At 70.6% G+C, this 21,692-nt stretch carries 18 protein-coding genes; all 18 read right to left on the minus strand.

Features of this window, described 5'->3' with window-relative positions:
• Positions 1-35 precede the first annotated feature (35 nt).
• The 18 genes from atpE to nrtL all read right to left on the minus strand — a co-directional run bounded on the left by atpE (position 36) and on the right by nrtL (position 21,669).
• Positions 36-275 (minus strand): ATP synthase F0 subunit C, encoded by a 240-nt coding sequence (gene atpE / locus ACWDUZ_RS22895; protein WP_018571456.1) that lies wholly within the window; start codon positions 273-275, stop codon positions 36-38.
• Positions 276-354: 79 nt separating this feature from the next.
• Positions 355-1,173 carry a F0F1 ATP synthase subunit A gene (atpB, locus tag ACWDUZ_RS22900; RefSeq protein WP_316745312.1) on the minus strand — a complete coding sequence of 273 codons (819 nt, stop codon included), beginning with the start codon at positions 1,171-1,173 and terminating at the stop codon, positions 355-357.
• A gap of 225 nt (positions 1,174-1,398) precedes the next feature.
• On the minus strand, positions 1,399-1,836 hold the full coding sequence (locus ACWDUZ_RS22905) for a hypothetical protein (RefSeq protein WP_451633638.1): 438 nt from the start codon (positions 1,834-1,836) through the stop codon (positions 1,399-1,401).
• Between the two features lie 302 nt (positions 1,837-2,138).
• On the minus strand, positions 2,139-3,539 hold the full coding sequence (locus tag ACWDUZ_RS22910) for an MraY family glycosyltransferase (protein ID WP_451633639.1): 1,401 nt from the start codon (positions 3,537-3,539) through the stop codon (positions 2,139-2,141).
• Positions 3,540-3,748: 209 nt separating this feature from the next.
• Positions 3,749-4,987 carry a serine hydroxymethyltransferase gene (locus tag ACWDUZ_RS22915; RefSeq protein WP_451633640.1) on the minus strand — a complete coding sequence of 413 codons (1,239 nt, stop codon included), beginning with the start codon at positions 4,985-4,987 and terminating at the stop codon, positions 3,749-3,751.
• A 202-nt stretch (positions 4,988-5,189) separates the two neighbouring features.
• The gene (locus ACWDUZ_RS22920) at positions 5,190-5,867 is read right to left on the minus strand and encodes an arsenate reductase/protein-tyrosine-phosphatase family protein (protein ID WP_451633641.1); all 678 of its coding nucleotides are present in this window, start codon (positions 5,865-5,867) and stop codon (positions 5,190-5,192) included.
• Positions 5,864-6,511: an L-threonylcarbamoyladenylate synthase gene (locus ACWDUZ_RS22925; RefSeq protein WP_451633642.1), complete on the minus strand. Its 648-nt coding sequence runs from the start codon at positions 6,509-6,511 to the stop codon at positions 5,864-5,866. Before ACWDUZ_RS22925 ends, ACWDUZ_RS22920 begins: the two co-directional genes overlap by 4 nt.
• Before the next feature lie 55 nt (positions 6,512-6,566).
• On the minus strand, positions 6,567-7,406 hold the full coding sequence (gene prmC / locus ACWDUZ_RS22930) for a peptide chain release factor N(5)-glutamine methyltransferase (RefSeq protein ID WP_451633643.1): 840 nt from the start codon (positions 7,404-7,406) through the stop codon (positions 6,567-6,569).
• Between the two features lie 120 nt (positions 7,407-7,526).
• Complete coding sequence (prfA, locus tag ACWDUZ_RS22935) at positions 7,527-8,594, minus strand: peptide chain release factor 1 (RefSeq protein WP_451633644.1); 1,068 nt, start codon at positions 8,592-8,594, stop codon at positions 7,527-7,529.
• Between the two features lie 110 nt (positions 8,595-8,704).
• On the minus strand, positions 8,705-8,929 hold the full coding sequence (gene rpmE / locus ACWDUZ_RS22940; RefSeq protein WP_014675000.1) for a 50S ribosomal protein L31: 225 nt from the start codon (positions 8,927-8,929) through the stop codon (positions 8,705-8,707).
• A gap of 172 nt (positions 8,930-9,101) precedes the next feature.
• On the minus strand, positions 9,102-10,238 hold the full coding sequence (locus tag ACWDUZ_RS22945) for an LCP family protein (RefSeq protein ID WP_451633645.1): 1,137 nt from the start codon (positions 10,236-10,238) through the stop codon (positions 9,102-9,104).
• Positions 10,239-10,534: 296 nt separating this feature from the next.
• Positions 10,535-12,322 (minus strand): trypsin-like serine protease, encoded by a 1,788-nt coding sequence (locus ACWDUZ_RS22950; protein ID WP_451633646.1) that lies wholly within the window; start codon positions 12,320-12,322, stop codon positions 10,535-10,537.
• A gap of 221 nt (positions 12,323-12,543) precedes the next feature.
• On the minus strand, positions 12,544-14,541 hold the full coding sequence (rho, locus tag ACWDUZ_RS22955; RefSeq protein ID WP_451633647.1) for a transcription termination factor Rho: 1,998 nt from the start codon (positions 14,539-14,541) through the stop codon (positions 12,544-12,546).
• Positions 14,542-14,950: 409 nt separating this feature from the next.
• Positions 14,951-15,868, minus strand: a complete 918-nt coding sequence (thrB, locus tag ACWDUZ_RS22960; protein ID WP_451633648.1) for a homoserine kinase — start codon at positions 15,866-15,868, stop codon at positions 14,951-14,953.
• A gap of 571 nt (positions 15,869-16,439) precedes the next feature.
• Positions 16,440-17,498 (minus strand): threonine synthase, encoded by a 1,059-nt coding sequence (gene thrC, locus ACWDUZ_RS22965; RefSeq protein ID WP_451633649.1) that lies wholly within the window; start codon positions 17,496-17,498, stop codon positions 16,440-16,442.
• A 6-nt stretch (positions 17,499-17,504) separates the two neighbouring features.
• On the minus strand, positions 17,505-18,797 hold the full coding sequence (locus tag ACWDUZ_RS22970) for a homoserine dehydrogenase (protein ID WP_451633650.1): 1,293 nt from the start codon (positions 18,795-18,797) through the stop codon (positions 17,505-17,507).
• A 309-nt stretch (positions 18,798-19,106) separates the two neighbouring features.
• Complete coding sequence (lysA, locus tag ACWDUZ_RS22975; protein WP_451633651.1) at positions 19,107-20,498, minus strand: diaminopimelate decarboxylase; 1,392 nt, start codon at positions 20,496-20,498, stop codon at positions 19,107-19,109.
• A 25-nt stretch (positions 20,499-20,523) separates the two neighbouring features.
• Entirely contained in the window at positions 20,524-21,669 is a 1,146-nt protein-coding gene (gene nrtL, locus ACWDUZ_RS22980) for an ArgS-related anticodon-binding protein NrtL (RefSeq protein WP_451633652.1), read from the minus strand.
• Positions 21,670-21,692 lie beyond the last annotated feature (23 nt).

Here is a 21,692-nt window from a genome sequence, read left to right on the forward strand (position 1 = left end):
CCTTTCCCTGAATGGGTGGGGTCGTCCGCCGCGGTTTACTTGTAGGTGTAAACGAACGGCATGACGATGCCGATGAGGGCGAGCGCCTCACAGAAGGCGAAGCCCAGGATCTGGTTGGCACGGATCAGACCGGCGGCCTCGGGCTGGCGGGCGAGCGCCTGGGTGCCGTTGCCGAAGATGATGCCGATGCCGATGCCGGGACCGATGGCGGCGAGGCCGTAGCCGACGGAGGCGATGGAGCCGGTGACGGCGGCAAGGGTCTCAGTGGCAGCCATGCTGATTCTTCCTTCTCTTTCAAGGACCGGTGGGGGTTGGCCACCGGACGTCTGTGACGGGGCGGTGCGGGACGGTGGCTCAGTGGTGCTCGGCGAGAGCGCCCTGAACGTAGGAGCAGGCCAGGAGGACGAAGACGTACGCCTGGACGGCCTGGACGAAGAGCTCGAACAGGATCATGACCATCGCCATGACGAACGAGACGGCGCCGGCCGCGATCAGCCAGCTGTTCATCAGGTACCAGCTGGCGACGGTGAACATCACGAGCAGCAGGTGGCCGGCGAACATGTTGGCGAACAGTCGCACCGCGTGCGTGAACGGGCGGACCAGGACGTTCGAGAAGAACTCGATGACCACCACGAGCGGCAGCACCGCGCCGAGCGACTTGTCGTAGCCGGTGAGGTTCTTGAAGCCGCCGGCGAAACCGTGCTTCTTGAACGTCAGGACCATCCAGGTCACGTAGACGATCGCGGCCATGGCGGCCGGGTAGGCGATGATCGACGTCACCGGGAACTGGGCGACCGGGATGATCGACCAGAGGTTCATGATCCAGACGAAGAAGAAGATCGAGACCATGAGCGGGACGTACTTCTCGCCCTCGCGCTTGCCGAGCGTCTCGTAGACGATGCCGCGGCGGACGAAGTCGTAGCCCGCCTCGCCGACCATCTGCAGCTTGCCGGGAACCACCTTGGCCTTGCTGAAGGCGGCCCAGAAGAAGCCGACCACGACCAGCGAGGTGACGATGGCGAGCAGCATCGGCTTGTCGAAGTCGTAGCCGCCGACCGTGAACATCGGCTTGAAGATGAAGGAGTGGAGGCCCGGCGACGGGAAGCCGCAGCCGTTTTCGGCGAAGACGCGGCAACTCCAGTCAAAGGCGAGCGTGGTCTGGTCAGCACTCACCGCGGGCTCCTTCGGCGTGGCGCATGGATACGGCAACCTCGTTGTGTCGGCGCGGCGGGCAGCCGCGGGTCGGCACCGGACTGGTGTTACGGATGTGGGGGCGGCCGGCGGGCATCGAGCCTCGCGATCGAGCAGGCGTCAGCTCAGATGCCCGCGCCCGCGATGCCGCAGTTGGCACCGGACGATAGCAGGCGATCACACACGTCTTTATCGCGGCCCTACCCCTCACGACGAGGACCCTGACTTCTCGGACTTGTCGCGCTTGTCGGAGTCCGGTTCGACGTAGAAGATCTTGGACTTCATGTGCGCACGCGCCTGCGCCGCCATCCATACGACGGTCGCGGCGACGAGCGAGAACGCGAAGGCCCTGGCACTGAAGAGCGTCGTGCCCTTGAAGACGGCCAAGAAGATCATGAGCAGCAGGAGTTGGGCGACGTAGAGCATGAGGCCCATGGCCTGGAAGAGCTGCGGCAGCGACTTCGCCGTCCACTGCAGCACGTAGAGGCCGATCCCCATGTACAGGATGGCCAGGGCTACGCCGACGACGGCCCCGACCGCGCCCTTCCCGCCCGCGACCGCGCCACTGACCGCCACCGCGACCACACCGGCAGCTGCGGTGGGTACTGCGGTGTGCAGTAGGTTCCGGACGTCATTGGACGGCATGGCGGCAACTCCGCTTTTCACAGGGGGCAGGGGTGTCGTCATGGACGAGCGTAGTCCCCGGTTCGGACGAGGATCCTCCACACCAAGGGCCCCTCGCACTCGGGTCCTTCGGCTGTATCCGGGGTTCTCGTGAACGGTATCACAAACTATTTGATGAGGTCTTTACCTGCTGGGTGTGCTGGCTGTCACACATGAGAGTTAAAGCGCCCGTCTGTGCAAAAAGCGGGTCAAGTTGTCTGGTATTGCGGGCTTTTGCACTCCCACGAGATGGCAACGCTTTAGTCAGATTCTTACCTTGGGCGTCAGCGTGACGTTCCCGCTCCGCGTCCGTCGAGTACGCGCGAACGGGCGCTCACAGCGGTCGCTCCGTTGACCCCCGCCACTCCGGCAACGACCGGCGCGGAGTGCCCGCGAGCCGCCTGGGCCCCGTGTGCCTCGGCAGCCTCGCAGGCCTCGGCGGACTCCTGCGCCTCCCGGACCGGCGCCCCGACCGTCGCCGGCGTCCCGGCGTCCGGGGCCATGCCCGCGCGACGGCGGTCCCGCCGGTAGCGCGGCGGCACGAACGCCTCCGCCCAGTGCGGGGCGCGCGGCGTGAACCGCGGCAGCAGGAGCAGCACCAGCCCGATGAAGCTGAGGACGACGACGCCCAGCACGATCCACATCGACGCCGAGTTCACCGAGTAGGCCAGCGCCCCGAAGCCGATCAGGGCCGCCCAGAAATACATGATCAGCACGGCCCGGCTGTGCGAGTGGCCGATCTGGAGCAGCCGGTGGTGCAGATGCCCCCGGTCCGCCGCGAACGGCGACTGGCCGCGCCAGGTGCGCCGCACCACCGCGAAGACGAAGTCGGAGGCCGGGATGGCGATGATCGTCAGCGGCAGCAGCAGCGGGATGTAGACCGGCACCATCTGGTGCACCGCGTTGCGCTCGGAACCGGCGAACAGGTTCATCACGTCCGGATCCACCTGCCCGGTCACCGAGATGGCGCCCGCCGCCAGCACCAGGCCGATCAGCATCGACCCGGAGTCCCCCATGAAGATCCGCGCGGGATGCATGTTGTGCGGCAGGAAACCCAGGCACATGCCCATCAGCACGGCCGCGAAGAGCGTCGCGGGGGCGGCGGCCTCGATGCCGTACGAGTACCAGATCCGGTAGGCGTACATGAAGAACGCGGCGGCGGCGATGCACACCATGCCGGCGGCCAGCCCGTCCAGGCCGTCGACGAAGTTGACCGCGTTGATCGTGATGACCACCAGGGCCACCGTCAGCAGGGTGCCCTGCCACTGGGTGAGCGCCACCGTGCCGACACCGGGCACCGGCAGCCACAGGATCGTCAGACCCTGCATGACCATCACACCGGCGGCGATCATCTGGCCGCCCAGCTTGATCAGGGCGTCGATCTCGAACTTGTCGTCCAGGACACCGATCAGCCAGATCAGCGCGGCCCCGGAGAGCAGCGCGCGCGGCTCGTTCGACTTCTCGAAGACCTCGTTGAGGTTGGTGAGGTGGTCGGCGACCAGCAGACCCGCGCACATGCCGAAGAACATCGCGATCCCGCCGAGCCGGGGGGTGGGTTCCCGGTGCACGTCGCGGGCCCGGATCTCCGGCATCGCCCCCGCCACGATCGCGAACTTCCGCACCGGCCCGGTCAGCAGGTACGTCACGGCGGCCGTGATGCAGAGCGTCAGCAGGTATTCACGCACGGGCTTCCCCACAGGTCTCGCTGGCCATCTCAGCCCCACACCCTAGCGACGCGGGCATATGTATGGGGACTGCCGGGTAGCGACGATGGTTGCACGTGTGGCTGTGCACGGCTCCGGCGGGCCGTGCACGTCCGTGCGCCTACCCCGTCCCGGGCGTCTCAGGCCCCGTCCCGCCCGTCCCCGGCCCTGGCCGCGCACGGGCGGACGTCTCAGACGGGATATGGCGGGAACCGTACGGTGAGTTCGCGCACGTCCTCACGGGCGCGCGCCGCGTCGAGCTCCCCGCGCAGCACCTTGCCGAAGAGCACGGCGATCCGCTGCATCTCCTCCTCTCCCATGCCCTGCGTGGTCACCGCGGCGGTGCCCAGGCGCAGCCCGCGCGCATCGGCGTGGGGCAGCGGGCAGCAGTCCAGCACCATCCCGGCGGCGGCCAGCCGCCCGCGCGCGGCGCGCCCGTCGATGCCGAGGGGCGCCGGGTCGGCGGTGATCAGGTGGGTGTCGGTACCGCCGGTGGTGATGCTCAGCCCCTCCACGGCCAGGTGCGCCGCCAGCACATGCGCGTTGGCGACCACCTGGTGGGCGTAGGCGGCGAAGGCGGGGGTGCCCGCCTCGGCGAACGCCACGGCCTTCGCGGCGATGGTGTGCATCTGGGCGCCGCCCTGGGTGAAGGGGAACACCGCCCGGTCGACGCGCTCGGCCAGCTCGCTCCCGCACAGGATCATCCCGCCGCGCGGCCCGCGCAGCACCTTGTGGGTGGTGGCGCACACCACGTCGGCGTAGGGGACGGGACTGGGCGCCGCTTTCCCGGCGACCAGCCCTATCGGGTGTGCGGCGTCGGCGATCAGATAGGCGCCCACCTCGTCGGCGACCGACCGGAAGAAGGCGTAGTCGATGTGGCGCGGGTAGGCGATCGACCCGCACACGATCGCCTTGGGCCGGTGCGTACGGGCCAGGGTGCGCACCTGGTCGTGGTCGATGAGGCCGGTCTCGGCGTCGACGCCGTAGCCGACGAAGTCGAACCAGCGCCCCGAGAAGTTGGCGGGCGAGCCGTGGGTGAGGTGACCGCCGTAGGGCAGCCCGAGCGCGAGCACGGTGTCCCCGGGGCGCAGCAGCGCCGCGTAGGCGGCGAGCACCGCGGACGACCCGGAGTGCGACTGCACGTTGGCGTGGTCGGCGCCGAACAGCGTCCTGGCCCGCTCCACGGCGAGCCGTTCGGCCATGTCGACGATCTCGCAGCCGCCGTGGTGCCGGGCGGCCGGGTACCCCTCGGCGTACTTGTTCGCCAGCGGCGAGCCGAGCGCGGCCAGCACCGCGGGCGAGTTGAAGTTCTCCGCGGCGATCAGTTGCAGGGTGGTCGTCTGCCGCTCCAGCTCCGCCAGCAGGATGTCGGCCACTGCGGGGTCCTGCCGCCGCAGGAGATCGGCCTCGAGGGCAGGGATGACCGACATGGTGGTCTCCGGACGGTCGACGGTGACGTACGTCCAATGTAGGTCCGCCCAGGACCCCGCGCGCGGCCGTTACCCCTCACGGCCCCCCGGTCACCCCGGAGACCCTCCCTACGGCCCACAGGGGCACCCTCGGACGGCTCCACGGACCCGGCTCGCCCCGCGGCAGGCCGGGGCCGGGCGCGTACCCGGCGCCCGCCCGGCCTCAGGTCCGCGCGGGTACCCCCGTCAAGGCCGTGACGACCGGGTCCAGGGCCTCGTGTATCTCGTCGCCGATGGAGCGGAAGAACGGCAGGGGGGCGCCGTAGGGGTCGTAGACCTCGTCGGCCTCGACGCTGGGGGCCAGAAGCCACCCGCGTAGAGCGGCGGCGGCGCGGACCAGGGCCCGTGCGCGTTCCACCACGCCGTCCTCCAGGGGAGGCAGCGTGGCCAGATCTATCGACTTCACCAGGCGGGTGAACTCTTTCAGCGTGAAGGTGCGCAGGCCGGCCGAGTGCCCCATGGAGATGACCTGGGCACGGTGGTCGCGGGTCGCGGTCAGCACCAGGTCGGCCCGGATCACGTGTTCGTCCAGCAGTTCGCGGCCCACGAAGCCGGAGGCGTCCGCGCCGAAGTCCGCGAGGACCGTCTCGGCGTTGGCCTCCATGGGCGCGCCCTCGTGCCCCCAGGTCCCCGCGCTCTCCACGATGAGGCCGCCGCCGGCCGGGTCGCCGAGCCGGACCGCCAGGAAATGGCGGGTCAGCCGCTCGGTGATGGGCGAGCGGCACACGTTGCCGGTGCTGACGTGGAGGATGCGGAAGGTGTCGCCGGGCGGGCCGGACTGCGCCGGGATCCCCGTCTCGTGCTCCTCGCCTATACCACGCCCCGCTTCAGGGGCCGTCAATTCGCCACCTCGAGGTCGGGTACGACCTTCCGCAGCTCCTCCGGCGACAGCGCGCCCTCACGGAGCAGCACGGGCACCTCGCGGGTGACGTCGACGATGGAGGACGGAACGTTGCCGGGGGTGGGGCCGCCGTCGAGGTAGACGGAGACGGAGTCGCCGAGCATCTCCTGCGCGGCGTCGCAGTTCTCCGGCGCGGGGTGGCCGGTGAGGTTGGCCGAGGACACGGCCATCGGGCCGACCTCGGTGAGCAGTTCGATCGCGACGGGGTGCAGGGGCATCCGGACGGCCACCGTGCCGCGGGTGTCGCCCAGATCCCACTGGAGCGACGGCTGGTGCTTCGCGATCAGCGTCAGCGCGCCCGGCCAGAACGCGTCGACCAGCTCCCAGGCCATCTCGGAGAAGCTCGTGACCAGCCCGTGCAGCGTGTTCGGGGAGCCGATGAGGACGGGCGTGGGCATGGTGCGGCCTCGGCCCTTGGCGGCGAGCAGGTCGGCCACGGCCTCGGAGGAGAACGCGTCGGCACCGATGCCGTACACGGTGTCGGTCGGCAGCACCACGAGTTCGCCCCGGCGGACGGCGGACGCGGCTTCGCGCAGACCCGTCACGCGGTCGGTCGCGTCGTTGGTGTCGTATCGCCGTGCCATTGTCAGCGGGCCTCCTCGTACACGTACTGCTGGCTTGAAGTCCTGGTGGGCGCGGTCACGGCAGCGCCTTGCGGGCAGTGGCGAACCGCGGCCGGTTGTTGAGGTCGGGTCGGTCGGCCGCGTCCGCCCAGCCCCGCTCCTCGGTGAAGATCCACGGCACCTGGCCGCCCTGGGTGTCGGCGTGCTCGATCACCACGACCCCGCCGGGCCGCAGCAGCCGGTGCGCGGTGCGCTCGATGCCGCGGATCAGCTCCAGGCCGTCCTCACCCGAGAACAGCGCCATCTCCGGGTCGTAGTCGCGTGCCTCCGGCGCCACGTACTCCCATTCGGTGAGCGGGATGTACGGCGGGTTGGAGATGACGAGGTCGACCTGGCCGTCGAGGTCCGGGAAGGCGGTCAGGGCGTCGCCCTGGCGCAGGTCGACCCGGGACCCCTCCATGTTCTTGCGGGTCCACGTCAGCGCCTCCTCGCTCAGCTCCACGGCGTGCACGCGCGAGCGGGGCACCTCCTGGGCCAGGGCGAGGGCGATCGCGCCCGAGCCGGTGCACAGGTCGACGATGCACGGCTCCACCACGTCCATGGCGCGCACGGCGTCTATGGCCCAGCCCACCACCGACTCGGTCTCGGGGCGCGGCACGAACACGCCCGGCCCGACCTGGAGCTCCAGGTAGCGGAAGTAGGCCCGCCCGGTGATGTGCTGGAGCGGCTCGCGCTGCTCGCGCCGGGCGACGACCTCCCAGTACCGGGCGTCGAAGTCGGCGTCCGGCACGGAGTGCAACTGGCTCCGCTTGACGCCGTGCACGAACGCGGCGAGTTCCTCGGCGTCGTTGCGCGGCGAGGGCACGCCGGCGTCGGCCAGCCGCTGGGTGGCCTGCGCCACCTCAGCGAGCAGCACGCTGCGGGGGCCTGGGGGTCGCCCCCCAAATTCTTGCTGCACGCTGGTCCTCCGTGCTCGGTACTCGTCCGTACGTTCCCTGCGTTCGGTCCGTACGTGCCTTGCGGGCCTCGCCGGTGCTCAGGCCGCCGCGAGCTTGGCGGCCGAGTCCGCGTCGACGCAGGCCTGGATCACCGCGTCGAGCTCGCCGTCCAGGACCTGGTCCAGGTTGTACGCCTTGAAGCCGACCCGGTGGTCCGAGATGCGGTTCTCCGGGAAGTTGTAGGTACGGATCTTCTCGGAGCGGTCGACGGTGCGGACCTGGCTGCGGCGGGCGTCGGCGGCCTCCTTCTCCGCCTCCTCCTGCGCCATGGCGAGGAGCCTGGAGCGCAGGATACGCATCGCCTGCTCCTTGTTCTGCAGCTGGCTCTTCTCGTTCTGGCAGGAGGCCACGACCCCGGTGGGCAGGTGCGTGATGCGCACCGCGGAGTCGGTGGTGTTCACGGACTGCCCACCCGGCCCGGAGGACCGGTAGACGTCGATGCGCAGGTCGTTGGGGTTGATCTCGACGTCGACCTCCTCGGCCTCCGGCGTGACCAGCACACCGGCCGCGGAGGTGTGGATACGGCCCTGGGACTCGGTGGCCGGCACGCGCTGCACGCGGTGCACGCCGCCCTCGTACTTCAGCCGCGCCCACACGCCCTGGCCGGGCTCGGACTGCCCGCGGGCCTTCACCGCGACCTGGACGTCCTTGTAGCCGCCCAGCTCGGACTCGGTGGCGTCGATGATCTCGGTCTTCCAGCCGACGCGCTCGGCGTAGCGCAGGTACATCCGCAGCAGGTCGCCGGCGAACAGCGCGGACTCGTCGCCGCCGGCACCGGCCTTGATCTCCAGGATGACGTCCTTGTCGTCGCTGGGGTCGCGCGGGATGAGCAGGAAGCGCAGCTTCTCGGTCAGTTCCTCGCGGTGCTGGTCCAGCTCCTTGACCTCGGCGGCGAAGTCGGGGTCGTCGGCGGCCAGTTCGCGCGCGGTCTCGATGTCGTCGCCCGTCTGCTTCCAGGAGCGGTACGTGGCGACGATCGGGGTGAGCTCGGCGTACCGCTTGTTCAGCCTGCGCGCGTTGGCCTGGTCGGCGTGGACCGACGGGTCGGCGAGCTTCTTCTCCAGGTCGGCGTGCTCGGCGACGAGCTCCTCGACGGCCTCGAACATCTTTCGGCTCCTGATACTGCGGGGGGTGGGGAAGGGCGGGCGACCAAAAACGCCGGTCCCGGCATACCCCGGCAAAGGGGTACGGCCGTGGACCGGCGAAAAGGGGCTCGCTACTTCTTGGAGCCGGCGGCAGCCTTGCCGAAGCGGGCCTCGAAGCGGGCCACACGGCCACCGGTGTCGAGGATCTTCTGCTTGCCCGTGTAGAACGGGTGGCACTCGGAGCAGACCTCGGCCCGGATGGTGCCGGACTCGATGGTGCTGCGGGTGGTGAACGACGCGCCGCAGGTGCAGCTGACCTGCGTCTCGACGTACGCGGGGTGGATGTCGCGCTTCAAGGTGTCTCCTAGGTTTCGGGAGGGCGCCGGGTCGCCGCCGCGGGATGCGGGGACGTGAACCGGAGCCGACGTACCAGTCTGCCAGGACTGGCGCCTTCTTCCCAAACCGGGGGGCGGGCTCGTTTGTTCCCGGCGGGGACGCCCGGCGGGGTGCCCCGTGGCCCCTCGGTTTTCAGCCCGTCACGACGCCCTTCGCCTTGCCGGTCGCCGTGCCCTCCGTGGCCGCCGCGGGGATCGGCCGGTCGTTCTTCAGGGCGTCCCAGACCAGCTGGGCCTTGGACTTCTCGATGACCACGCGGTTGGGGTTCGCGGGGTCGTACTGGACCGGCATGGTGACCATGTTCATGCCAGAGGCGCTGATGCCCTTCAGGCCGTCGGCGAAGGAGATCAGGGAGTTCACCGAGCCGAGGTCGGAGTCGGTGGTGACGGCACTGGTCGCGGTGTCGGCGAGGTCGTAGAGCTTCTTGGGGCTGGTGAACAGGCCGACGTGCTTGACCTGGTCGACCAGGGCCTTGACGAAGGCCTGCTGGAGCTGGATGCGGCCCAGGTCGGAGCCGTCGCCCACCCCGTGCCGGGTGCGCACCAGGCCGAGGGCCTGCTGCCCGCTGAGCGTGTGCGTGCCCGCGTCGAGGTGCAGGTGGCTGTCGGGGTCGTGGATGGTCCGCGTCGTGGTGACCTGGACGCCGCCGAGCTCGTCGACGAGCTTCTGGAAGCCTCGGAAGTCGACCTCCAGGTAGTGGTCCATCCGCATCCCGGTGAGCGATTCCACGGTCTTGACGGCGCAGGTGGCGCCGCCGGTGGAGTACGCCTCGTTGAACATCACGCCGTGTGCGGCCGGGTGCGTGCCGCCCTTGGCGTCGGTGCACTCGGGGCGGTCCACGAGGGTGTCCCGCGGCACGGAGACCACGGCGGCCTTCTTGTGGCCCGCGTACACGTGCACGATCATCGCCGTGTCGGAGCGGGCGCTGCCGTCGTCGGTGCCGCCGCCCAGCTTCCTGTTGCCGCCGCTACGCGTGTCGGAGCCCAGGACCAGGATGTTCTCGGAGCCGTTGTCGGCCTTGCCGGGGCGATCGGTGCCGAGGGCCTGGTTGATGTCGACCGTCTTGAGGTTGTCGTTGAGCTTGAAGTAGAGGTAGCCGGCACCGGTGCCGCCGAGCACGACGATCCCCGCGGCGGCCCAGACCGTGGCCGTCAGCGCCCGGCGCCGCGTGGTGGGCGGCCTGCGGCGGCGGCCCTTGGCGGCCCGGCGGCGGGGGGTGGTGCTGTTCTTCCCGGGTATTCCCGGGCCCGGCGTGCTCTCGGCGGACATGCGCTCCTCGGTTCTCGTATCCGGTCGGTTACCCCCTGTTTTCAGGGTCAGGCCCCGATCTGTCCCGGTCGTGCCGTCCTCGGTGAGAAGGACCGTACGCACCATCGTCGCTCGTACGGTCAGACGGGGGAACTCGGGCAAGGGTTGCACAGCACCCTGTGCGGATCGTGCCCGGCTCCCGTGGCGGACCTCTCGCCTGCCGTCCCCGGTGTGCCAGCGGCCGTGCGCACACCGAAGGGCCGCCCCCGTGACGGGAGCGGCCCTCAGGACGGACGCGGCGGTGCCGGCGGACGGCATCAGCCGAAGAGGTTGAAGACTCCCCAGCCGCCGCCGACCTTCACCCGGCTCTTGAACGTCGACGTGCCGGACAGACCCGTGCCCTTGTAGATCCACATCACACCGGACCCGTCCCGCGCCAGCAGGTCGGGCTTGCCGTCGCCGGTGTAGTCGCCGGCGGTGGCGAAGGCGTTGTAGACGCTCCAGCCGCCCCCGACCCTGACCCGGGTGCCCAGGGCCGGCGAGGCCTTCCCGGTGCCCGGGTACAGCCACAGCACGCCGGAGCCGTCCCGCGCCAGCAGGTCGGGCTTGCCGTCGTTGTTGTAGTCGCCCTTGCCGGTGATGGTGTACGAGGACCAGCCGCCGCCGATCCTCACCCGGGTGCCGAACACCCCGTTGCCCTTGCCCGGGTAGAGCCACAGGACGCCGTACTTGTCCTTGGCGACCAGGTCGGGCAGGGCGTCGCCGGAGAGGTCACCGGGAACCCGGATGTCCTTCATGACGTTCCAGCCCCCGCCGACGCGGATCGACTCGTAACTGTCGGTCCCGTTGAACGCGAAGTCGTACAGGGTGCCGTCCGGGGTGCGGTACAGGTAGTCCTGGTAGAAGTCGCGGTTCAGGTCGGCCTGGCGCACCAGGCTCAGCCCGCTCCAGTTCCCGAGCGAGACGCGGTTGCCCAGGTAGGGCCACTTGTCCCCGAGTGAGTAGTACTCGTAGGCCGTGCCGTCGGACGCGCGGCGGGCGAACAGGTCCGCCAGACCGTCGAAGTCCAGGTCGGTGTCGTCGATGCGCGCGTTGACCGGGCCGGCGTAGGAGCGGGTCTTGGCGAAGACGCTGTAGGCGCCCGTCTCGACGCAGTCCTCGACGCCCCACGACACGACACCGGCGATCCTGCCGTTGACCACGAGCGGGCCGCCCGAGTCGCCGTTGCACGGGGAGACGGTACCGGCGTCCTGGCCGGTGGCCGGGTTGCCGGCGCAGACCATCTGGCCGGGCACGAAGTCGGATCCGTAGTACCCGGTGCAGGCGGAGTCCGACCGCACCGGCACGGTCGCCTTCTTCAGCGTCAGCGACAGGTCGTTGCTGGTGGAGCTGGTGCGTCCCCAGCCGTACACCGTCGCCGGGGTGCCGTTGGCGTACGAGGCCGTGTCCGAGCTCGACGTCAGCTGGAGCGTCTTGTACGGCAGCGCCTCGGTCAGGGTCAGCACCGCGAGGTCACCGCCCGCGGTGGTGGCCGGCTTGTAGGTGGGGTTCACCCACTGGCGCCACACGCCGGCGACCCGGCCGCCGTGCAGGTCGCTGCCGTCCGGCAGCTGGCTGGTGCCGGCCAGGACGGCGCCGTTCTCCGCCCAGTCCAGGCCGTACACGCAGTGCGCGGCGGTCAGGACCTTCGTCGGCGCCACCAGGGTGCCGCCGCAGAAGTAGCCCTCGTCGTCGGAGGTGTCCGCGGTGCCCTTGTCGTCGTAGTAGTGCAGCTGCACCATCCACGGCGCCTCGCTGAGGGACGCGGCCGTACCGCCGATGATCTTCGGGTCGACGGTGCCGGACGACGCCGTCGGACTCGCGCCGTCCGTCGGCTCCGTGGTGGGAGCGGCGGCCGTGTCGTCCTTCAGCGCGGTCTCGGAGCCGTGGATCCGTGCCAGCAGTTCGGCCTGAGAGGCGCTGGGCCTCTCGGTGACCTTCTGGGACGGGACGGGAGTCCCGCCGGATGCCTGGGCGGGAGCGGCCGCGAGGACCGCGCCTCCCAGGGCGAGCGCGGCAGCGGCCGCGGGGAGACCCAGATGGGGTCTTCGGGAAAGAGATGCCACTCAGTTCTCCTGTCGGCATGATCTGCTCGCGTGGAGGAGAACCCAGCGACGCGGAGCGGTCGAAGGCAGCACCGACCAGCCCCGCATGGGCGTATCCGAAAATACGTTCCCCCCCACTTCGGTGCGCCGATCCTACAAGCACGAAGTCCCGCCCCATCACACAGGTATGGGGCGGGACTTCTTCGGGCAGCGTCGCGGACGACGGGCCTCGGACCGGTGGCTCAGTCGCCGTTGCCGGGGGCCGGGGTCGTCTTCTGGATCTGCATCAGGAACTCGACGTTCGACTTGGTCTGCTTCATCTTGTCGAGCAGCAGCTCGATCGCCTGCTGCTGGTCGAGCGCGTGCAGCACCCGGCGCAGCTTCCAGACGATGGACAGCTCCTCGTTGCCGAGCAGGATCTCTTCCTTGCGGGTACCGGACGCGTCCACGTCCACCGCCGGGAAGATGCGCTTGTCGGCGAGCTTCCGGTCGAGCTTGAGCTCCATGTTGCCGGTGCCCTTGAACTCCTCGAAGATCACCTCGTCCATGCGGGACCCGGTGTCCACCAGCGCGGTGGCGAGGATGGTCAGCGAACCGCCGTCCTCGATGTTGCGGGCCGCACCGAAGAAGCGCTTCGGCGGGTACAGGGCGGTGGAGTCGACACCACCGGACAGGATGCGGCCGGAGGCCGGGGCGGCCAGGTTGTAGGCGCGGCCCAGTCGGGTGATCGAGTCCAGCAGGACGACCACGTCGTGACCCAGCTCCACCAGGCGCTTGGCACGCTCGATGGCGAGCTCGGCGACGGTGGTGTGGTCCTCGGCCGGCCGGTCGAAGGTCGAGGAGATGACCTCGCCCTTGACCGACCGCTGCATGTCGGTGACCTCTTCCGGACGCTCGTCGACGAGGACGACCATCAGGTGGCACTCGGGGTTGTTGTGGGTGATCGCGTTGGCGATCGCCTGCATGATCATGGTCTTGCCGGTCTTCGGCGGGGCCACGATCAGACCGCGCTGACCCTTGCCGATCGGCGACACCAGGTCGATGATCCGGGTGGTCAGCACGCCCGGGTCGGTCTCCAGACGGAGCCGGTCCTGCGGGTAGAGCGGGGTCAGCTTGTTGAACTCCGGGCGGCCGCGGCCGTGTTCGGGCGCCATGCCGTTGACGGAGTCCAGGCGGACCAGCGCGTTGAACTTCTCGCGGCGCTCGCCCTCCTTGGGCTGGCGCACGGCACCGGTGATGTGGTCGCCCTTGCGCAGGCCGTTCTTGCGGACCTGGGCGAGGGAGACGTACACGTCGTTCGGGCCGGGCAGGTAGCCGGAGGTCCGGATGAACGCGTAGTTGTCGAGGATGTCCAGGATGCCCGCGACCGGGATCAGGACGTCGTCCTCGGCGATCTGCGGCTCGGAGACCTCGTCGCGGCCACGGCGGCCACGGCGGTCGCGGTAGCGGCCGCGACGGCCCCGGCGGCCGCCCTCGAAGTCGTCGTCGTCCTGCTGGCGGTCCTGGCGTCCGCCGCCCTGCTGCTGGCCCTGCTGCTGACCACGCTGGCCGCCCTGCTGGTCGTCACCCTTGCGGCGGTCGCGGTCACGGCCGCGCTCGCGGCGGTCCCGGCGGCGGCCCTCGCCCTCGCCGGCGTCGCCCTTGACCTCGCCCTGCTGAGCCTGCTGCTGCGACTGCGCCGGCGTCTCGGCCTTCGGCTCGCTCTTGGCCTCGGCGGCGACGGTCTCGGCGCCGCCCGACGGGCTGCCCGCCTCGGCGGTGGCACGGCGCCGGCGGCGCTCCGCGGGGGCGTCCTCTCCCCCGCGCTCGCCCTCGCTCCCGCGGGCGGTGCCACCGGCCGGCTGGCCGGGGATCTCGATCTGCTGCTGGGCCACGGCCTTCTCGGCGGGGGCCTCGGCCGCCTTCTTCGCGGCGGGGGCCTCCTCACCCGTTCGGGTCCGGGAGGTGGCGCGGCGCTTCGGCTTGGTCTCTGCGGCGGCGTCGGCCTTCGCCGGGGCGGCGCCCCCAGCCGCCTGAGCCTCCTTGATGACCTCGATCAGTTGGCTCTTGCGCATCCGCGCGGTACCCCTGATGCCGAGGCCGGAGGCGACCTGCTGCAGCTCGGCCAGCACCATGCCCTCGAGGCCGGTACCGCGGCGCCGCCGGGAGCCGGCACCGGTGGCAGGCGCGGAGGCGTCCGTGGCGGGCGCGGCAGCGGTCTCCTCGACACGTGCGCCCATCAGATCGGTGGTGTCGCTCACGAAGGGTCCTTCCCTGGAGCGGACGTCGGCCTGTCTGGCTCGGCGACCGGTTGTGCTGTCCGGCTACGGTCCTTGCTGTGTGAACCGTGCCGGGGCGGTGGTCCGCCAAAGCGGCGGAAGAGATATCTGGTGATTGGCGCTTCCACGAACCGTGGCACCGAGTGTCACGGTGTCACGTGGTGGTAGCACCGGTTCCGGAGCGTGCCCTGTGAACCGCTCAGCGTCCGCGTACGACGTACTGCCCAGATACGGCGTTCGGAACACGGAGTGTCTTGGGGAGCTCCCGGAAGAATGTCGGTCCCGGACGGGGACACTGAGCACCTCGCCATGGTGGGGTCGGGTGCAGACTTGAGGTTAACACTACCGGATCCAACAAACATTCCCCCTCTCCCAATCCGGCAATCGCGTGTCAGCCCGACAGCGGCAGCACGCTCGCTCCCTGCGTGTCCAGGCTCAACCGGTTCGCCGCCCATTCGGCGCCGGCCAGTTGCTCCACCTTGCCGGCGGTGTCCGCGTCGGCCAGGGCCATCACGGTGGGCCCGGCACCGGAGATGACCGCGGGGATGCCGTCGGCGCGCAGCCGCTCCACCAGCGCGGCGCTCTCCGGCATGGCCGGGGCGCGGTACTCCTGGTGGAGGCGGTCCTCGGTGGCGGGGAGCAGCAGCTCGGGGCGCCGGGTGAGGGCCTCGACGAGCAGCGCGGCACGGCCCGCGTTGACGGCCGCGTCGACGTGCGGCACGGTGCGCGGCAGCAGACCCCGCGCGGTTTCGGTCAGCACCGGCTTCCCGGGCACGAAAACCACCGGAACGATGGAATCGGTGGGCTCCATCCTGATCGCCCGGGCGCCGCCGGCCTCCATCCAGGACAGGGTGAAACCGCCGAGCAGACAGGCCGCCACGTTGTCCGGGTGGCCCTCGATCTCGGTGGCCAGCTCCAGCAGCGCGGTGTCGTCGAGCCTGGCCTCGCCGCCTATGGTCACGGCGCGGGCGGCGACGATGCCGGCGCAGATGGCGGCGGAGGAGGAGCCGAGGCCCCGGCCGTGCGGAATGCGGTTCGCACAGACGATCTCCAGGCCGCGCGGCTGCCCGCCGAGGACGTCGAAGGCGGTGCGCACGGAGCGTACGAGCAGGTGTTTCTCGTCACGCGGCAGCGTCTCGCTGCCCTCGCCCGCGATGTCGATGTGCAGCCCGGAGTCGGCCACCCTGACGACGACGTCGTCGTAGAGCCCCAGCGCGAGGCCGAGGGCGTCGAAGCCCGGGCCGAGGTTGGCGCTGGTGGCGGGGACGCGCACCCGGACGGCGGCGGCGCGGAACGCTGGACCGGCCATCGCTCGTTGACTCTCCTTGAGCTGCGTGATGGTCGAGGGGCATTCGACCGACATTCGACACGTACGTGAGGACCCTCGGGCCGTGGACACGGCGCGACACCGCGCCATGCGAGGGCATATGCGGCGGGCGGGTTACCTACAAGCCTATCGAAGGAAGGTTCAGTGGCGACATAGGGCGCACAGGAGGCGCACGATGCGTGTCGTAAGCCCCTTGTGCACCCTCACCGGGGGTCCTTGGGTGAGGACGCCCGGGGATGCCCCCGGGGTTGCGCGGGATCGGCGGGACCTGGGGGCGGTGCGCGCGGGCAGGTGAGCGGGGGCGTGATCGGCTGATCAGGTGGAACCGGCGGCCGACGCGAGGTGTCCGGGGCGTCCGTCCGGCCGATGCCCGGTGCCGCAGGCGGCCTCGAGGGGCAAGGCAGGGGCCAGGGAGGGGCCGGTGGAGGGCCGAACGGGCCCGGACCCGCCGCCGGCCGAGCGCCGGATCCCGTCGCACCCCGCGCCGTCCCTCCTGTCCCTCCAGTCTCTCCCCTCCCCCGCTCCGTCCTGCGCCGTTCCGTCCGGCGCCGGGTCAGGCGAGGCCGAGCCGCTCCGCGGCCGTGGCCGCGTCGACCGGGACGGTGACCGGTTGCGGGGCGCCCGCGACGGCCCAGTCGGGGTCCTTGAGGCCGTTGCCGGTGACGGTGCACACGATCCGCTGCCCCGGGTCCACCTTGCCCTGCTCGGCGGCCTTCAGCAGACCGGCGACGGACGCGGCGGACGCAGGCTCGACGAAGACACCCTCCTGCGCCGCCAACAGGCGGTAGGCGCGCAGGATCTCACGGTCCGTCACCTCGTCGATGGCACCGCCGGACTCGTCGCGTGCGGCCAACGCGTACTGCCAGGAGGCGGGGTTGCCGATCCGGATGGCGGTGGCGATGGTCGAGGGGTCCTTGACGATCTCGCCGCGCACGATCGGAGCGCTGCCGGAGGCCTGGAAGCCCCACATGCGGGGGGTCTTCGTGGAGACGCCGTCGGCGGCGTACTCCTTGTAACCCTTCCAGTAGGCGGTGATGTTGCCCGCGTTGCCGACCGGCAGGACGTGGATGTCGGGCGCGTCGCCGAGCATGTCGACGATCTCGAAGGCAGCCGTCTTCTGGCCCTCGATACGCACCGGATTGACCGAATTGACCAGCGCCACGGGGTAGTTGTCGCTGAGCGCGCGGGCGAGGGTCAGACAGTCGTCGAAGTTGCCGTCGACCTGGAGGATCTTGGCGCCGTGCACGAGCGCCTGACCCATCTTGCCGAGGGCGATCTTGCCCTGCGGCACCAGCACGGCGGAGACCATCCCGGCCCGAACGGCGTAGGCGGCCGCGCTGGCGGAGGTGTTGCCGGTGGAGGCGCAGATGACCGCCTTGGCACCCTCCTCCTTCGCCTTGCTGATGGCCATGGTCATGCCGCGGTCCTTGAAGGACCCGGTCGGGTTCGCGCCCTCGACCTTGAGGTGGACCTCGCAGCCGGTGCGCTCGGAGAGTACCTGCGCGGGCACGAGGGGCGTACCCCCCTCACGGAGCGTCACGACCGGCGTACCGTCGGACACCGGCAGCCGGTCCCGGTACTCCTCGATGATTCCGCGCCACTGGTGGGTCATTGCTGGTTACTCTCCTTCAACCCGCATGATGCTGGCGACACCGCGGACGGTGTCGAGCTTGCGCAGCGCCTCGACGGTCCCGGTGAGGGCCGCGTCGGAAGCACGGTGGGTGACGACGACGAGAGAGGCCTCGCCGTCCTTGCCCTGCTGGCGAACAGTGTCGATCGACACGCCGTGCTCGGCGAACACGGTGGCGACCTGGGCGAGGACGCCCGGTTTGTCGGCGACGTCCAGGCTGATGTGGTAGCGCGTGACGACGTCGCCCATGGGCGACACGGGCAGCGCGGCGTACGCGGACTCGCCGGGCCCGGTGGCTCCGTTGAGCCGGTTGCGGCAGACGGCGACCAGGTCGCCGAGGACGGCGGAGGCGGTGGGCGAGCCGCCGGCGCCGGGACCGTAGAACATCAGCTGCCCGGCGGCGTCCGACTCGACGAACACGGCGTTGTACGCGCCGCGCACCGAGGCCAGCGGATGGCTGAGCGGGATCATCGCGGGGTGCACGCGCGCGGTGACGGAGGCGCCGTCGGCCGCCCGCTCGCAGATGGCGAGCAGCTTGATGGTGCAGCCCATCTCCTTGGCCGAGGCGAAGTCGGCGGCGGTGACCTCGGTCATGCCCTCGCGGTAGACGTCGTCGAGCCGTACGCGCGTGTGGAAGGCGATCCCGGCGAGGATGGCGGCCTTGGCGGCGGCGTCGAACCCCTCGACGTCGGCGGTCGGGTCGGCCTCGGCGTACCCGAGGGCGGTGGCCTCGTCGAGGGCCTCCTGATATCCCGCGCCCGTGGAGTCCATCTTGTCGAGGATGAAGTTGGTCGTGCCGTTGACGATGCCGAGCACCCGGTTGACCTTGTCGCCGGCGAGGGACTCGCGCAGCGGCCGGATCAGCGGGATGGCCCCGGCGACGGCGGCCTCGTAGTACAGGTCCTTGCCGTGCTCGTCGGCGGCGGCGTGCAGGGCGGCGCCGTCCTGGGCGAGGAGCGCCTTGTTGGCGGAGACGACGGAGGCGCCGTGCTCGAAGGCGGTGGTGATGAGGGTCCGCGCGGGCTCGATCCCGCCGATGACCTCGACGACGACGTCGAGGTCGCCGCGTTTGACGAGGGCGGTGGCGTCGGTGGTGATGAGGCTGGGGTCGACGCCCTCGCGGACCTTGGCGGGCCGGCGCACGGCCACCCCGGCGAGTTCGACCGGGGCGCCGATGCGGGCGGCGAGGTCGTCGGCGTGCGTCGTCATGATGCGCGCCACCTCTGAGCCGACAACCCCACAGCCCAGCAGCGCCACCTTCAGCGGACGCGTACGCATCATCCGACCTCGTTTCCTCATACCGTCTACGGTTGGACCAGTCTCACTCACCGGACCGGAGCTTCTGTCAATTGTCCGGATCCTGAGACGTTTATTTCATTTTGACCGGGCCGGAAGACCGGAGAACTTCCGGCGCCCGGGTGTTTTCCGTGCCATTCGGGATCACTTTCGGCGTCCACTCGGGGTTTGCTTTCGGCGTCACCGGGATCGCCTTTCGGGTCACACGCAATCGCTTCCCCTGTGCCCCGGGATCACTTTCCGCGTCAGCCGAAGTCGCTTCGCACGTCACCCGGGTCACCTGGGATCGGGGTGTCACCCGACGTCGAGCCGCAGGAGATCCTCCTCCGTCTCCCGGCGGACGATCACCCGGGCCTCACCGTCGGCGACGGCGACGACCGGCGGGCGCAGCACGTGGTTGTAGTTGCTGGCCATGGACCGGCAGTAGGCACCGGTGGCGGCCACGGCGACGAGATCGCCGGGGGCGAGGTCGGCCGGCAGGAAGGCGTCCTTGACCACGATGTCCCCGCTCTCGCAGTGCTTGCCGACGACACGGACGAGCATCGGCTCGGCGTCGGAGGTGCGGGAGGCGAGCGCGACGGTGTACTCGGCGTCGTAGAGGGCGGTGCGGATGTTGTCGGACATGCCGCCGTCCACGGAGACGTACGTACGCAGCCCCTCGAGCGGCTTGACGGTGCCGACCTCGTAGAGCGTGAAGGCCGTCGGGCCGACGATGGCGCGCCCGGGCTCGACGGAGATGCGCGGCGTGCGCAGCTTGGCGGCCTCGCACTCGCGGGTGACGATCTCGGTCAGCGCCTTGGCGATCTCGTGCGGCTCGCGCGGGTCGTCGTCACTGGTGTACGCGATCCCGAGTCCGCCGCCGAGGTCGATCTCGGGCAGTTCGACGCCGTGCTCGTCACGGACCTCCTTGAGCAGGCCGACGACACGGTGAGCGGCGACCTCGAAGCCCGACATGTCGAAGATCTGGGACCCGATGTGGCTGTGGATGCCGATCAGTTCGAGCCCGTCGAGCTTCAGCGCCCGCCGCACGGCCTCCGCGGCCTGCCCGCCGGCCAGCGGGATGCCGAACTTCTGGTCCTCGTGGGCGGTGGCGATGAACTCGTGAGTGTGGGCCTCGACACCGACGGTGATCCGGATCTGGACCTTCTGCCGCTTCCGGAGCGACTGCGCGATGTGCGCGACCCGGACGATCTCCTGGAAGGAGTCGAGCACGACCCGCCCGACCCCGGCCTCGACGGCACGGGTGATCTCGGCGGCGGACTTGTTGTTGCCGTGGAAGGCGATACGCTCCGCCGGCATCCCGGCGGACAGCGCGGTGGCCAGCTCGGTCCCGGAGCAGACGTCGAGATTGAGCCCTTCCTCGTCCAGCCACCGCACGACGGCACGGGACAGGAACGCCTTCCCCGCGTAGAAGACGTCGGCGTCGTGCCCGAAGGCGCCGCGCCAGGCCCGCGCACGGGCACGGAAGTCCGCCTCGTCGAGCACGTAGGCGGGGGTGCCGAACTCCTCGGCGAGCCGGGTGACGGGGATCCCGCCGACGGTCACGACACCGTCGGTGTCCCGCCCGACGGTCTGCGCCCAGACCTTGGGATCGAGGCTGTTGAGGTCGGCGGGCGGCGCCGAGTAGTGCCCCTCGGGCAGGACATCGGCGTGACGGGGCCCGGCGGGGTGTGCGGAACGGCTCATGTCGGTTACGTCTCTCTGGGCTCTCTCAGAGGTGGTCAGGTGCGTCGATGCCGAGCAGGGACAGGCCACCGGCCAGCACCGTCCCGGCGGCTTCGGCGAGAGCGAGCCGGGCACGGTGGGCGGCCGAGGGTTTCTCCTCGCCGAGCGGCAGTACGGCGGACAGGAGGGGCAGCACGGCATCGGCGACGGTGACGAGGTGCCGAGCGAGACGATCGGGCGCGCGGTGCGCGGCGGCCTGCGCGAGGACGCGGGGATGATCGCCGAGGGCGGTGAGCAGCGGACGGAGGTCCGTGGTGCGGGTGGGATCCGTCGTATCCACGGCGTTGTCGTCCGCGAGGGCCGACAGCGGCCCGGGTTCGGCATGGAACCCGAGACCGGCGGCGTTGCGGCGCAGGGCCCGGGTGCGGGCGTGCGCGTACCGGACGCGGAAGAGAGGGTTGCTCTCACGCTGGACGAGGTGCTCGCCACTGATCCGTACCCGATCGTGGCCGGCGGGGTGGAGCAGCGCCCACCGCCCGGCATCACGCCCGAGGGCGAGGATCTCGGCACAGCGGTCGACGGGAACGGGAACGGACCGGACATCGAGCTCGAAGCCGTCGCCCTCCAGCAGCGGACCCCGGAGATCGTGGCGGTCGAGGAAATCCTGGACGGACACCCCGAGCACGTCGGCCCACTCCCGAGGGGGCGGCCCGTCACAGCTGATACGTACGCGGTGGCCCTGGGCCCGAAGCAGCCGGGCGACGACCTCGGTGACGACGACGGCACGAACATCGAAGGGGCAACGCAGACGGTACGGCGGAACGCCCCGCCCGCCCCCCTGCTCGACATGGCCGTACTCAGACCCGCGCCGCAGAATCTCGGCGACGAGACGAGCGGAGCCGCCCGCGGAGTCACGAAGGCGGATGTTGAGAAACCCGGGCCCGGTGACGGACACGTCGTCGATGCCGTCGGATGCGACGAGGTGCCGGCGCAGCACCTGGGCGACGTGCTGGGCAGGCTGCCCGGCGGGCCGGGCGAGCTGGAGAGCGACGTTGGTGGCGTAGTCCCCGCATCCCCCGGGCCCCGGCGGCCCGACGACCACCCGCTCCGGAACGCTCACGCGCAGTTCCCCCACGTCCACAGCACGGCGCACCGCGTGCAGCACGGTACGAGAGAGCTCGACGGGGGTCACGGGACAAGCGTAGGGGAGAAGGG

Source organism: Streptomyces sp. NPDC003393 (assembly GCF_053589015.1).

What these genes read in the sequence shown, in the direction of transcription:
- atpE (WP_018571456.1), bottom strand. Translation starts at nt 275, where the DNA reads ATGGCTGCCACTGAGACCCTTGCCGCCGTCACCGGCTCCATCGCCTCC.
- ACWDUZ_RS22905 (WP_451633638.1), bottom strand. Translation starts at nt 1,836, where the DNA reads ATGCCGTCCAATGACGTCCGGAACCTACTGCACACCGCAGTACCCACC.
- ACWDUZ_RS22915 (WP_451633640.1), bottom strand. Translation starts at nt 4,987, where the DNA reads ATGTCGGTCATCCCTGCCCTCGAGGCCGATCTCCTGCGGCGGCAGGAC.
- ACWDUZ_RS22925 (WP_451633642.1), bottom strand. Translation starts at nt 6,511, where the DNA reads ATGGCACGGCGATACGACACCAACGACGCGACCGACCGCGTGACGGGT.
- prfA (WP_451633644.1), bottom strand. Translation starts at nt 8,594, where the DNA reads ATGTTCGAGGCCGTCGAGGAGCTCGTCGCCGAGCACGCCGACCTGGAG.
- ACWDUZ_RS22945 (WP_451633645.1), bottom strand. Translation starts at nt 10,238, where the DNA reads ATGTCCGCCGAGAGCACGCCGGGCCCGGGAATACCCGGGAAGAACAGC.
- thrB (WP_451633648.1), bottom strand. Translation starts at nt 15,868, where the DNA reads ATGGCCGGTCCAGCGTTCCGCGCCGCCGCCGTCCGGGTGCGCGTCCCC.
- thrC (WP_451633649.1), bottom strand. Translation starts at nt 17,498, where the DNA reads ATGACCCACCAGTGGCGCGGAATCATCGAGGAGTACCGGGACCGGCTG.
- ACWDUZ_RS22970 (WP_451633650.1), bottom strand. Translation starts at nt 18,797, where the DNA reads ATGATGCGTACGCGTCCGCTGAAGGTGGCGCTGCTGGGCTGTGGGGTT.
- lysA (WP_451633651.1), bottom strand. Translation starts at nt 20,498, where the DNA reads ATGAGCCGTTCCGCACACCCCGCCGGGCCCCGTCACGCCGATGTCCTG.